The organism is Metabacillus sediminilitoris (assembly GCF_009720625.1).
GTDB classification, from domain to species: Bacteria; Bacillota; Bacilli; order Bacillales; family Bacillaceae; genus Metabacillus; species Metabacillus sediminilitoris.
In genome coordinates, this window is the sequence record NZ_CP046266.1 from 2,817,736 (window position 1) to 2,830,880 (window position 13,145).

A 13,145-nucleotide genomic window follows, 5' to 3' on the forward strand; every position below is an offset into this window, starting at 1 on the left:
AAGACATGTTCGACCTTGGATATGTAGGCAAATGTCTATTCCCTAGGACAATCGTGGAACATAGTATATTACTGAATATTAACAGTAACAAGAAAGGGGAAAAAAGATGAGTCATTTATATCCTTATCACATGTCTTATTATCAACCACAGCATGTTAGCCAGTTTCCACAATACCCTCAGTCTGAGATGTGGGCAAAGCAACAAATTAAAAAACCTCTATACCCTTATTTGAAACCACAAGTATTAAGTTCCATTAACCCTTTTGTGAAATATGGCTTAAAAGAGGCCGCAGCTACTTCATATGAGCATGCATTACAAGAAGTTGCAGCGATGACCTATTTACTTGGTAAAGGCATGGATCCCCATACCGCCTATTTAACAGTTGAATCTTGGGAAATGAATGAAATGTTTTGAAAATTATACAGTTATTCATTAAAACATAACTCTACCAAATAGCGTGTGGATTCTCATTAGAATTCTCACGCTTTTTTTGATGTGAATGTTGTTACAACAACAAAAGATCATTATCTATATTTCGTTCTTATAAAGCATATCATGACACAATGAATAAGTTATAAATTCGAAGAGATATATGGAGAAGAGAGAAATGTCATGTAAACAGTTTTTATTGATTGAATAGGGATTGTAAACACTATATTTTTAAAAGTATCGCACCAATAAGAATAACATAATGATTATTTCTAATACTAAGGTCGAAAAACGATTTAAGGAGGGATATCGAATGACTGAAGAAAATCGCTCTGCCATTGACCGAGGGCGTAATACCGCTAAACGTGGAGTAGAAACAACTGGTGATGCAGCAAAAAATGCTATTGATGCTGTTGAAGATGCTGGAAAAGCAGTAGTTGATCGAATTTCCAACGCTATTAAAGATGTTACTGCAAGATGATTGATTTGAGTAAATGTTGTAATAGTTGATCGAGGCTGTTTCAAAAGGGTTAAACCATTTTGAAACAGCCTCGTATTTCGTTCTAAGCAATAAGTTAATTTCTATTGGTACAAAAAGATTTTTATGTTTTCATTTTTATCAATAGTCGCCAATAAGACATCGTTTATATTTACTCTATATGTATTGTTTATTTTATTTAATAGCCATTGTTCGTCTTTTCCAAGTTGCTCTAATTCATTGTAATCAATCTTCCGTTCTTTAATAATCGTTCTAGGTAATTCAAAAGGTTTTTTTGTTAATGTTACATCAGCTGATGTGATTGGCTGATGTTGAGATTTTAAAAATATTGATATGGTTCCTCCTGGTTCCCATAATGCGAGAGATACCTTTTTGATATCATCCGTTTTTTCTTTACGTAATTCAGTTAAAAGAAAATCTATTGATATTCTTGCTTTATTTAAATTTTTATAAAAAATTTGTCCATTTTCAATAAGAGTGAGGGGAGAAGGTTCACAGATTTTTCTAATAGCATTACACCTTAAGCTAATATATACAAATGCAACATATAAAATGACTAAAACACTCATCGTTATCATAGAACCTTTTAAACCTAATTCTTCATCTGATAAAGGATGGGCAATTATATTTCCTATTAATAACGCCATAACATAATCAAGAAATCTTAACTGTGAAATAGATCGCTGTCCCATGATTTTGGCTATTAATGCCAGAAAGAAAAAACCTACAATTGCTCTTAAGGCCCATTGTATAGTGGTAAGTGATTCTTGACTGGAAAAGAAATCCATGAAATTTCACGTCCTTATTTAGTAAAACATTCCACGTTGACATTATAAAAATTTTTATAAAGTTTACTTTTTTATTATTTTTCTTTCCTGAATATGTATTCTAAGATTTACTTAGCTTTACAAATTTAATTTTTGGTATGCATATAACATTAGGAATGTAGTAAAACATCCTTTGTGTTTTAGTTAGTAACAAAAATTGCAAGTTCATTTTAATACTAAGAACTCTTTTAAGGTGCATATTAAAATTGTGTTTCACAAATTAAAAAATTTGGAGGTTAAAACAATGAAAGCCAAATAGCAAATCTCAATATTGTCTGGTTTGCTTTCAGTAAGTTTTTTATCAGCATGTAATATGGGTATAACGAGGTGAATGAGCCAGAAAACGTAGATTTTCGTCCAGTACGTTTTGACCATGACGAGTACATAAATGATAATAATGACTTTCTGAATAATGATCGAACTGACGATATAGACCTTAACCCAACAGATGTAAGAAATGAACGTGACAATGAACTTGACTTGAATAACAACTATGGTCCTGATTTAGATTTAAACCCAAGAGATGTTCGTGAAAAAGGCGATCTTGATACACCATTTAATATGGATGAAGAAGAACCCGACCTAGACAAAGAACCATCTGAAGAACGAAGAGGTTATTAACAGGCGATAAAAAATGTGACGTAAATGATATTGACGCAATATAAATTTGAAAGAGGAAAATAATATTTTTAATCATAAAAAGAACGAAATTGGTCAAGATATATAGGTAAATTCAGAAAGTAAAAAGGAGAGAATCAAATGCCTCAACCACAAATTGATGTAAATTTATTAAATCAAGCAAAAGCAAATGTAACTCTAACCCAAACATTATTAAGTCAAGCAATCGAAAAATCAGCCTCTGATCCGACTTTAGCACAGGAAGCTATTAAACAAGCTGCCACAGAAATCGCCCAAGCCCAAACTGCTGTAAGTCAGGTTCAAAGTCCAATACTAGCTCAAAAATCAGAAGGATCTGAATACTAAAAAACTATTTCAGAAAAGATCAAAAACAAGTTGACAGGTCGGAATAATCAGATATATAATTTGATCAAATAAAAAGTATATATTATGCCGATCGGACAACCAAAGGCCTAGTCTCACTTAAGAGAAGTTATTTTTTCTTAAATGAGATAGGTCTTTTTTTGTTTTTTTACGTAGTATATGAAAAAGAAGAGGTGAATTTTATGAAAAAATTAATTATTTTTGCAATTATTGGTTTAATAGCACAATTGATTGACGGTGCATTAGGTATGGCGTATGGTGTAACTTCTACTTCATTATTGTTGGCATTTGGAATTGCTCCTGCGGTAGCTTCAGCATCCGTACATTTAGCAGAGGTTGTTACAACTGCTGCATCTGGTGCAGCACATATTAAGTTTGGAAATGTTGATAAACAAACAGTTTATCGCTTAACTATTCCTGGTTCAATCGGAGCTTTTTTAGGTGCGACATTTCTTAGTAATATACCAGGGAATTTAGCTAAACCATATATTTCTACATTTCTACTAATTTTAGGTGCTTATGTACTCATTCGATTCTTGTTTAAATTTCGTCCGCATGAAGAAAAGAAAGAGCTTGCTTTATCAACAAAACAATCGATTCCATTAGGCTTGATCGCTGGATTTGCCGATGCAACTGGAGGCGGGGGTTGGGGTCCAATTGCCACACCTGTCTTACTATCTCGAAAAGGCATGAGTCCGCGTAAAGTTGTTGGTACAGTTGATACAAGTGAATTTGCAATTGCTGTATCAGCTACACTGGGTTTTCTAATTTCCTTAGGATGGGAAGATGTGAATTGGTTATGGGTTGCAGCGTTAATGATTGGTGGAATCATTGCAGCACCAATAGCTGCCTGGTTAGTTCAAAAAGTTCATGCACAATTAATGGGTGTACTTGTAGGCGGATTTATTATCTTAGTTAATGCTAGAACGATCTTACAAACATGGGTAGAAGACACAACTGCCTATCCATATATTTATTTGGGGATTTTTCTACTTTGGATTACAGCGATTATCTATACAATTACAAAATTAAGTAATGGGAAAAATAAGAATCAACACGATATACAATCATAACAGCAGGTAATGAAATTAAATTCACCAAAGATTTTTTGTAAATGAAAGGTCTAAATATATTTATATAATTAGGCATTTCAAATGAAAATTCCCGGTTGTGATTTGCATATAGAAATTAAAAAATAGGGATGTTCATAGCATTTTTTTGAAATAAAAAGGAAGTTTATAAATTTTTGAAAAATTTTTATTTTAGTAGTTGATTTAACAAGTTCAACATAATATGATATAGAAAAACCAATATATCCTATCGAATTTCTTGGTATTATTAAAGAGTATTTTGTCTGGAAATGCTAAGTGAATGTCGACTAAAATAATCGACTTAACTACGAACTAGTTGATACACAATATTTAAAAATATGAGTGAATGTCGACTGAATTACTCAACTTTATGAATTCAGGAGGGTAATATGAAAGTCTCAAGTAAAGGGGAATATGCCTTACGTGCATTATTAGTATTAGGGCAACATCAAGGGAATGTCATGACAATTCAAGAAATTTCAGAGAAAACTCTTGTTTCGATTAACTACTTAGAACAAATATTACTTCAACTAAAAAAATTTGATTATGTTAAAAGTAAACGTGGTGCAAAAGGTGGTTATTTACTTCAAAAAAACTCAAATGAAATTAATATTGGTGAAGTCATTCGAAACCTGGAAGGTCCATTATCACCAATGAGCTGCGCATCAATTACTCGTTATGAACCATGTCCGTTAGAGGCTGGCTGTCAATTGAAACCTCTGTGGTCATTAGTAAGAGATACTATTGCATATGTACTTGAACGGACAACTCTTGAAGATTTACTCTTAAATCGAATCAATCTGTTGGAAGGGGAGAAAATAATTGTCAACAAATAATAAGATTGATCAGGCTGTTATTGATAAAATTATTAGCTTTTTGGAAAATATTGAATATGGAACAGTACAAATTACTGTCCACGATTCACAAGTAACACAAATTGAAAAAGGTGAGAAATACCGATTTGCTCTTAAAAAAAGCAATGAAAATCTTAAAAGTGTAAAAGGCAACTAGGTTAAAAGTTTGATAATTTGCAATTCTAAAGCTTCTGTATATGAACAGGAGCTTTTTTATATCATCACATCATCTATTAATATTCGAAGCACAATTTCAACCTTAATTCATAGTATACATATAAGAATAATCAATTTTAGATGGTAAGGTGATTAAAGTGGGGAGAGAATTTATTGATGTTTTCGATGAATGGTCATCAACTTATGATAATACAGTAGTTGGCACTGATCCAGAATATCGTGAAGTTTTTAAAGATTATCACAAAATATTAGAAAAAGTAACGGATTTATCAGTTGGCCATGTATTAGAATTTGGCACTGGAACTGGAAACTTGACTAAGATGCTTTTAGAAGCCGGACATTCGGTAACTGCTATTGAACCTTCATCAAGGATGAGAGCAAAAGCTGTTGAGAAATTAGGAGATTTAGTCGACATCCAAGATGGTGACTTTCTCAATTTCCCTTTACCTAATGTTATGCATTCAATTGTTAGCACATATGCATTTCATCACTTGACAGATAAAGAAAAAATGAAAGCCATAGCTTTATACGGCAATATTCTAGACGCTGGGGGTAAACTTATTTTTGCAGATACAATGTATCAGTCAAAAGCTCATCAAAAACAAGCAATTAAGGATGCAATAGATGCCAAATTTTTAAACTTAGCTAAAGATTTGCAAACAGAGTATTATACGACGATACCTTTTTTACGTAGTGTCCTTAAAGAAAATGATTTTGAAGTTTCCTTTGAGCGTTGTAACGACTTTGTTTGGATAATGGAAGCTGTAAAACAATAAGATGCGGACGATCTTTCTGAAAAATTCTGCTGGGAAATTTACTGATTTTTATTTTGTTGAAAGGTGTGGATTATATGAAAGTTGTTCGAAGTATTCATGAGTTAGTCGGTCAGACGCCAATGCTTGAAATAACTAATTTCCCAATCCCTAGTGAAGTTCATATCTTTGCAAAACTGGAATATTTTAACCCCGGAGGCAGTATTAAAGATAGATTAGGATTGGAGTTGCTTCAATCAGCCTTAGATAATGGGCATTTGAAGAGGAATGGAACTATTATCGAGCCCACTGCGGGTAATACAGGAATTGGCTTAGCCCTTGCAGCAATTAATAGCGGGATAAATGTTATTTTTTGTGTACCAGAAAAATTCAGTACTGAAAAACAAGAATTAATGAGAGCACTTGGTGCACATGTCATTAACACACCAACAGAACTAGGTATGGCAGGAGCAATCGAAAAGGCAAAAGATCTATTGTTAGAAATTCCTGATTCTTATTGTCCGCAGCAATTCACAAATTTCTCTAATCCAGAAACCTATTATAAAACACTAGGACCTGAAATTTGGGATCAACTAGATGGCAGGTTAAATATATTTGTTGCTGGAGCGGGAACCGGCGGTACATTTATGGGCACTGCTCGTTACTTAAAAGATAGAAATCCAAGGATTAAAACAGTAATTGTTGAACCAAATGGATCCATCTTAAATGGCAGTAAATCTGGGCCCCATAAAACAGAGGGAATAGGTATGGAGTTTCTTCCACCGTATATGGATGTCAGCTTTTTTGATTCGATCCAGACGATAAGTGATGATGATGCATTTGCAATGGTTAAACAACTTGCTTTGAAAGAAGGGTTACTTGTTGGCAGTTCTTCAGGGGCGGCCTTTCATGCAGCTTTATTAGAAGCAGAAAATGCGGTACCAGGATCAAATATAGTTGTAATTTTTCCAGACTCAAGTGAACGATATTTAAGTAAAAAAATTTACGATGGAGGCATTTAGCGTGAAAAAAAAGACCCAGCTGATTCACGGTGGAATTGTAGGTGACGAACATACAGGAGCTGTTTCCGTCCCAATATACCAAGTTAGCACATATAAGCAAGATAAGCCCGGACATCATCGGGGCTACGAATATTCTAGAACCGGAAATCCAACACGTTATGCGCTTGAAGAATTAATAAAAGATATTGAGGAAGGAAGTAGAGGATTTGCATTTGGATCAGGGATGGCTGCACTAACCGCTGTGATGATGTTATTTAACAAAGGAGATCATATCCTTCTAACCGACGATGTATATGGCGGATCTTTTCGTTTAATGACAAAAGTGTTCAACCGCTTTGGCATTGAAGCGACATTCATTGACACAAGTAATCTAACAAACATTGAAAAGGCGATCAAAAGCAATACGAAAGCACTTTTTATTGAATCTCCAACAAATCCTTTATTAAAAATAACAAATATAGCAGGAGCAGCAAAAATAGCAAAATCAAAAGGTTTGTTAACACTAGTTGATAATACCTTTAGTACTCCATATTGGCAAAACCCACTAACACTAGGGGCAGATATTGTCCTTCACAGTGCAACAAAATATATCGGAGGTCACAGTGATGTGGTTGCAGGTCTTGTCGTTGTAAAAGATGAAAAGCTTGGAGAATCGATCCACTTCATTCAAAACTCAACGGGTGGAGTCCTCGGCCCACATGATTCTTGGTTATTAATGAGAGGATTGAAAACACTAGGCATTCGGATGGAAGAACACGAAAAAAACACCCATCAAATAGTGGAATTTTTGACACATCATAAAGATATTTCTAAGGTGTATTATCCAGGGTTGAAAAAACATGCTAATCATGAGGTTGCAAAAAGACAATCTCGTGGATTTGGCGGAATGGTATCATTCGAAGTTGAAAGTGCAGAAAAAGCGAAAAAAGTGGTTCAAAATGTAAAATATTTCACATTGGCTGAGAGCCTTGGAGCAGTAGAAAGTTTAATATCTATACCCGCTTTAATGACACATGCCTCGATACCAGCTGTTAGGCGCAAGGAGCTAGGTATATCAGATGGTCTGATTCGAATCTCAGTAGGTCTTGAGGATGCTGAGGATTTAATAAATGATTTAAATCATTCATTAAATTATTGATTTATTGGTAACCATATTATTGAAACATAGGATTTACATCTGACAATTAGAACTCATATTAATCTCCAATACTAGATAATTAATCTAACACTAGGTGAATAAATGCTTATTTTTATTGGAAACCGTGGTTTAGGTGGAATGAAAGAAATAAGATTAGGAAGCGTAATTCACATGGTATCATTACTTTTCAATTGTCCTGAAATTGATCATAAAATAAACGTATTAACGTAATTGAATAATTACTTCACTAGTCGGAATGATAAGAATATGAGACATAATTGGCTTATATTCTTATTGTTCGTACCATTATTACTATGTTTTGGAAAAGCTGGAAAAGTATCAGCTGAAGAGATGATAAAAGTAAGGTTAGTAAATGATATTGGTGAAACGAATCATTTACAAATAAAATTAAAAGGAGATTTTTTAAGTCTTGATCCTACACTAACTGTTAAAGAAAACGTGAACTATCGTGTAAATGTGAAAAATCAATCATTGATCATAGAGGGGAACGATGAACAACAGAAGTTAATAGGTTCACTTTTCCTTATACCAGAAAGGTATGACGAAAAACATATTATTTTCATCAATAATAAACCATACTTAGGAGCTATTGAAATTAAAATTGAAAACAACGAGTACATACGTCCAATAAACCAACTTCCAGTGGAAGATTATTTAAAAGGTGTTGTACCATTTGAAGTATTTCCTACTTGGGGTCTTGAAACACTAAAAGCACAAGCTTTAGCTGCTCGTACATACGCATATGCACATATAAATGAGGAAATTGATGATACCATTCTTTTTCAAGTTTATGGTGGATTTTCTTGGGATCAAAACACAACAAAAGCTGTTGAGGATACAAATGGAGAGGTAATAACGTTTCAAAATCACCTAATTGATGCCTTTTACTCTGCAAGTAATGGTGGTATAACTGAAAATAACGCACATGTATGGGGTGGGAATGCGATGCCTTATTTTCCTATCAAGAAGGATCCATATGATCCAACACACCCTTGGAAATTCACTTTACATAAAACACAAATTGATCATAATGAAATGGATTGGGACAATCCAAATTGGTGGCAAGAAGCAGTGGAAAAGGACGAAGAAATAGCGTTATCCATGAAGAAATGGCTTCAAAAAAACGGTTATCCTGGCGAAATAAAAATCCTTTCAATTCCTCGTTTAGAGTTATCAAAGCAGCATTTCATTTCAAATCGAACAAATTATGGATCAATAAAAGTGGAGTTTTTGCACAAATTATTGGATGGAACGATTCTCTATGAACAATTAATATTAGATGATGTAAAACTCAATAAAATACGACCGATGATTGGAGGAAATCATTTCAAAAGTTATTACATCGATTCTTTTGAAAATGACGGAGATATTTATACAATGAAGGGAAAAGGTTTTGGTCACGGGGTTGGAATGAGCCAATGGGGGGCAAATAGTATGGGGGAAATCGGTAAAACATATCAGGAAATTTTACAGTTTTATTACCCTGGAACAACAATTACAACTCATTCGAATTAAGCTTACTATCCAATATAATTCCGTGAAATACTGAAAATTCGTTTAAAATGTGATGTAACATAACTAAGTTTTAGATAGAATATTTAATGTTTGGAAGACAATCATTTTCTTGAAAAAACCACTAGATAAACAAAGGCAGATCAATTTTACTTTAAATTGGTCTGCCTTTTATAATCCCATTATTCATTTCTATATAACTAAATCTGATTCGATTTTTTTATAACTTGCTTCATCATTAGTTCCCAAATAAAAGGTACATATGATCATTAACCTTTCATAGTAAGTTAATAGTTTGTACCTAGTCATTTAATAAACTTTCAAAAGTTTTATCATTTATTAACAATAAAAATGAAAGTAGGAGGTGATTGAATAATCTTGGTAGAAGTATAAAACGAAAGAGAAATAGTAAATACATTAAAGAGAAGTAATGAAAGAAAATATGAATCAACACATTCCTGTACGTCAAAATCAATAATACTAGGAGGAATTGTTATGAAACCAGTAAAATATCAATTTTTAGTAAATTGGGGAGATACTGATGCAGCTGGTATTGTTTATTATCCCAATTACTATAAATGGATGGATCAAGCCTCACATCATTTATTCTCCATTCATGGGTATAAGGTGTCAGAATTATTCAAAAATGAAAAAATGGGTCTACCCTTACTTGAAGCAAAATGTCAATTTAAGTCACCATTATTCTTTGAAGATGAGGTATATGTTCTCTCGATAGTAAAGGAAATACGAAATAAGGTTTTCATCATTGAACATGAATTTAAAAAAGGAGATATAGAAATTGCAAATGGATATGAAATAAGAGCTTGGACTGATTTTAGTAACGGTAAACCTAAAGCAGTTTCAATTCCTGAAGTAGTCCGTCTGGCATTTTTTGGTGATGAAAGTGATCGAAAAATAATCTAATACACGGTTGTAAATCGTTAGATGAAAAGGCGAGGTTTATGAAAAAATTATTTAATAATTTCTTAAGTCAAGAAAAACTTCATGAGATGTTTTATCAAGCTGATGAAGTAGAAAGCGAACTTTCTTTTCATACTTTTGTTCATTTTCTAAATTATTCGTATGATGGTTTACTCTTAAGTGATAAAGATGATCGTATTTTTTATATGAATGATGCTGTGGAAAGAATCTCAGGCTTAAAAAATGAAGAAATGCTTGGATTGACAACAAAAGAAATGCAAGAACAGGGTTTTATTTTGTCTCAATCAAAGAAAGTGTTAAAAAAGGATCCACTTACAATTATACAAAAATTAAAAACTGGCAAAGAAGTCTTTACAACAAGCAGACCTGTTAAAGATAAAGATGGAAACACCCTTTGTTATATTGCTACTTTTCGCGATCTTTCAGAACTAAATGAACTGCATAGTGAGCATACATTACAACGAGATATCGATTATACGGAACTCCAGGAGTTACGTACTCGATTCCTCATCACAGAAGATGTTGTGACGTCAAGTAAAGAAATAAAAAAAGTGGTTGATAAAACACTAAAAGCAGCGAAATCAGATGCAACCGTGTTAATTATTGGTGAATCAGGAGTAGGTAAGGAGCTTTTTGCGAAAATCATCCATAATGCTAGTCATCGCTCTAATAAGCGCTATATTCAAATAAACTGTGGTGCATTACCTGAGAATTTAATTGAAGCAGAATTATTTGGATATGAAAAAGGAGCTTTTACAGGGGCTGAAAGAGCGAAAACTGGTTTGTTGGAAGTAGCAAATGGCGGAACAGTGCTTTTAGATGAAATAGGTGATCTCCCATTTAATGTCCAAGTAAAGTTATTACGTGTTCTACAAACAGGAGAATATTATCGTATTGGTGCAACAACTCCACGACTATTAAATATCCGTTTTATCGCGGCAACACATCGAGATTTATCCGCAATGGTGAAGAATGGAAGTTTTCGTGAGGATTTATTTTATCGACTTAATGTCGTTCCTATTCATGTACCTCCTTTACGTAATCGAAAAGAGGATATACTTCCATTAGCTCATCATTTTCTACAAAACATGAATCGAAAATACAAGACAAATAAAAGACTTGATGAAGAGACATGCAAATGTATAGAAAAATATACTTGGCCGGGAAATGTCAGGCAGTTAGAAAATGTTATTGAGAGAATGCTCATCATGTCTGATGAAGATCTCATTAAACCTACTGTTTTTCCAGATGAGTTTTTATGCGATATAGAAAAAGATGTACCTCTATACCAATTAAAAAAAGAAGTGATTATTCCATTAGAAGAGCTTAGGGAGATGACTGAAAAGGAAATGATTCAAAGAGCCATTAATAAATATGGGAGTATTCGAAATGCTTCAAAATATTTAAATGTAGATCATTCTACTGTCATTAGAAAAATGAGAAAATATGGAATTAAACAATAGTCCATTACACACCTCTTAATCGTGGTGCATTTTATCACCATATGTTTATTATTGCACCAGCAATGTTGTACTAATGCACCATTATAAACATAAAGGCAATATTATTACGCTTTTTACAATAAGGTTTTGTTGGCATGCTTTTTGCTGTTAGTAAATATGAATAATCCAAACACTAAACTATTAATTATTGGGGGTATATCAATTGGAATTTATTTTATCTGAAGAGCAGCAAGCAATAAAAGCTATGGCAAAAGACTTTATTAATCATGAAATATTGCCGTTTGCAAGAGAGTATGATGAAAGTGAAACTTTTCCTACACATATTATGGATAAATTAAGAGAATATGGATTATATAATTTATCGATTCCTGAAAGGTTTGGCGGTCCAGGTATAGATAAGCTGTCACATGCTTTAATTGTAGAAGAAATGGCTAGAGGATGTGCTGGTATTGCAACGTCAGCTGAGGCAAATTCACTTGCATCATATCCTATACTTGTTGGAGGGAATGAAAAACAACAAAATACCTATTTTCATCGGTTAACAAAAGAAGGCCAATATGCTTCATTTGCTCTCACTGAGCCTCAAGCAGGTAGTGATGTTATGGGATTATCTTCAACTGTTGAAAGATTTGGTGATGAGTATGTGTTAAATGGAGAAAAATGTTTTATTACGAATGCTTCATATGCAAACTTCTTTGTCGTATTAGCGAAAATAAAAGGTAGTGAACAGTCTAAAGATTTTGTTGCATTGATCGTCGAGAGTGATCTTGAAGGAGTTAAAGTTGGTCCTAAGGAAAAGAAAATGGGTTTACGTGCATCTGATACAGCTTCTGTTACATTTGAAGAAGTTCGTGTTCCAATCGAGAACAGAATAGGTAATGAAGGTGATGGCTTCAAAATATTTATGAAAGCCCTATCACATGCTCGACCAATGGTAGGGGCCCAATCATTAGGGATTGCCCAAGGAGCTTATGAGCAAGCGTTGGCATATGCAAAAGAACGAAAACAATTTGGAAAACCAATTTCACAGTTACAGTCTATTCAATTTATGCTAGCAGATATGGCGATAAATATTGAAGCTGCTAGGTTATTAGTATATAAATCTGTTTATTTATTACAACAGGGAACCCCATCTGCTAAAGCAGCATCTTTTGCAAAATGCTTTGCTTCAGATACAGCCATGAAAGTTGCCTCAGACGCTGTTCAAATTCACGGGGGCTATGGCTATATCCGAGAATATCATGTAGAAAAATATTTTCGAGATGCTAAAATCATGCAAATTTATGAAGGGACGAATCAAATTCAACGGGTAGTTATTGCAAAGGAAATTTTATCATAACTAGAAATATATCTACGTCTAAACAAGATTCGTAAAATATAACAAGTTCAAAACGATTAAGGACAAATGAAAGACT

15 protein-coding genes are annotated in these 13,145 nt (G+C 33.4%); 14 read left to right on the top strand and 1 reads right to left on the bottom strand.

The window, feature by feature from the left end; genetic code table 11:
• The first annotated feature begins 106 nt into the window (after positions 1-106).
• Positions 107-415: a hypothetical protein gene (locus GMB29_RS13345; RefSeq protein WP_136354280.1), complete on the top strand. Its 309-nt coding sequence runs from the start codon at positions 107-109 to the stop codon at positions 413-415.
• Between the two features lie 328 nt (positions 416-743).
• The gene (locus tag GMB29_RS27030; protein WP_168733853.1) at positions 744-911 is read left to right on the top strand and encodes a hypothetical protein; all 168 of its coding nucleotides are present in this window, start codon (positions 744-746) and stop codon (positions 909-911) included.
• Positions 912-1,012: 101 nt separating this feature from the next.
• Here GMB29_RS27030 and GMB29_RS13350 read toward each other — a convergent pair whose 3' ends face one another.
• Entirely contained in the window at positions 1,013-1,717 is a 705-nt protein-coding gene (locus GMB29_RS13350) for a DUF421 domain-containing protein (protein WP_136354282.1), read from the bottom strand.
• Between the two features lie 366 nt (positions 1,718-2,083).
• Between GMB29_RS13350 and GMB29_RS13355 the strand changes: the two genes are divergently transcribed.
• From GMB29_RS13355 to GMB29_RS13410, 12 genes are all read left to right on the top strand, one after another.
• Entirely contained in the window at positions 2,084-2,377 is a 294-nt protein-coding gene (locus GMB29_RS13355; RefSeq protein WP_136354284.1) for a hypothetical protein, read from the top strand.
• A gap of 138 nt (positions 2,378-2,515) precedes the next feature.
• The gene (locus GMB29_RS13360) at positions 2,516-2,740 is read left to right on the top strand and encodes a hypothetical protein (protein ID WP_136354285.1); all 225 of its coding nucleotides are present in this window, start codon (positions 2,516-2,518) and stop codon (positions 2,738-2,740) included.
• 200 nt (positions 2,741-2,940) lie between these two features.
• On the top strand, positions 2,941-3,831 hold the full coding sequence (locus GMB29_RS13365; protein WP_136354287.1) for a sulfite exporter TauE/SafE family protein: 891 nt from the start codon (positions 2,941-2,943) through the stop codon (positions 3,829-3,831).
• Between the two features lie 407 nt (positions 3,832-4,238).
• Complete coding sequence (locus GMB29_RS13370) at positions 4,239-4,685, top strand: RrF2 family transcriptional regulator (RefSeq protein WP_136354289.1); 447 nt, start codon at positions 4,239-4,241, stop codon at positions 4,683-4,685.
• The gene (locus tag GMB29_RS13375; protein WP_136354291.1) at positions 4,672-4,860 is read left to right on the top strand and encodes a YezD family protein; all 189 of its coding nucleotides are present in this window, start codon (positions 4,672-4,674) and stop codon (positions 4,858-4,860) included. Before GMB29_RS13370 ends, GMB29_RS13375 begins: the two co-directional genes overlap by 14 nt.
• A gap of 157 nt (positions 4,861-5,017) precedes the next feature.
• On the top strand, positions 5,018-5,656 hold the full coding sequence (locus tag GMB29_RS13380) for a class I SAM-dependent methyltransferase (RefSeq protein ID WP_136354293.1): 639 nt from the start codon (positions 5,018-5,020) through the stop codon (positions 5,654-5,656).
• A gap of 74 nt (positions 5,657-5,730) precedes the next feature.
• Positions 5,731-6,654 carry a PLP-dependent cysteine synthase family protein gene (locus GMB29_RS13385; protein WP_136354295.1) on the top strand — a complete coding sequence of 308 codons (924 nt, stop codon included), beginning with the start codon at positions 5,731-5,733 and terminating at the stop codon, positions 6,652-6,654.
• 1 nt (position 6,655) lies between these two features.
• A complete protein-coding gene (locus GMB29_RS13390) occupies positions 6,656-7,792 on the top strand; it encodes a bifunctional cystathionine gamma-lyase/homocysteine desulfhydrase (protein ID WP_136354297.1) in 1,137 nt (378 codons plus the stop codon).
• Between the two features lie 267 nt (positions 7,793-8,059).
• Entirely contained in the window at positions 8,060-9,328 is a 1,269-nt protein-coding gene (locus GMB29_RS13395; RefSeq protein WP_136354373.1) for a SpoIID/LytB domain-containing protein, read from the top strand.
• 492 nt (positions 9,329-9,820) lie between these two features.
• Positions 9,821-10,249: an acyl-CoA thioesterase gene (locus GMB29_RS13400; RefSeq protein WP_136354299.1), complete on the top strand. Its 429-nt coding sequence runs from the start codon at positions 9,821-9,823 to the stop codon at positions 10,247-10,249.
• A gap of 38 nt (positions 10,250-10,287) precedes the next feature.
• Positions 10,288-11,730: a sigma-54 interaction domain-containing protein gene (locus GMB29_RS13405; RefSeq protein WP_136354301.1), complete on the top strand. Its 1,443-nt coding sequence runs from the start codon at positions 10,288-10,290 to the stop codon at positions 11,728-11,730.
• A gap of 202 nt (positions 11,731-11,932) precedes the next feature.
• A complete protein-coding gene (locus GMB29_RS13410; RefSeq protein ID WP_136354303.1) occupies positions 11,933-13,069 on the top strand; it encodes an acyl-CoA dehydrogenase family protein in 1,137 nt (378 codons plus the stop codon).
• The last annotated feature ends 76 nt before the right edge of the window (positions 13,070-13,145 follow it).

Excerpts from the sequence above, each read along its gene's own strand:
- GMB29_RS13345 (WP_136354280.1), top strand. The coding sequence starts at position 107 with ATGAGTCATTTATATCCTTATCACATGTCTTATTATCAACCACAGCAT.
- GMB29_RS13385 (WP_136354295.1), top strand. The coding sequence starts at position 5,731 with ATGAAAGTTGTTCGAAGTATTCATGAGTTAGTCGGTCAGACGCCAATG.
- GMB29_RS13400 (WP_136354299.1), top strand. The coding sequence starts at position 9,821 with ATGAAACCAGTAAAATATCAATTTTTAGTAAATTGGGGAGATACTGAT.
- GMB29_RS27030 (WP_168733853.1), top strand. The coding sequence starts at position 744 with ATGACTGAAGAAAATCGCTCTGCCATTGACCGAGGGCGTAATACCGCT.
- GMB29_RS13405 (WP_136354301.1), top strand. The coding sequence starts at position 10,288 with ATGAAAAAATTATTTAATAATTTCTTAAGTCAAGAAAAACTTCATGAG.
- GMB29_RS13365 (WP_136354287.1), top strand. The coding sequence starts at position 2,941 with ATGAAAAAATTAATTATTTTTGCAATTATTGGTTTAATAGCACAATTG.
- GMB29_RS13395 (WP_136354373.1), top strand. The coding sequence starts at position 8,060 with ATGAGACATAATTGGCTTATATTCTTATTGTTCGTACCATTATTACTA.
- GMB29_RS13370 (WP_136354289.1), top strand. The coding sequence starts at position 4,239 with ATGAAAGTCTCAAGTAAAGGGGAATATGCCTTACGTGCATTATTAGTA.
- GMB29_RS13350 (WP_136354282.1), bottom strand. The coding sequence starts at position 1,717 with ATGGATTTCTTTTCCAGTCAAGAATCACTTACCACTATACAATGGGCC.
- GMB29_RS13360 (WP_136354285.1), top strand. The coding sequence starts at position 2,516 with ATGCCTCAACCACAAATTGATGTAAATTTATTAAATCAAGCAAAAGCA.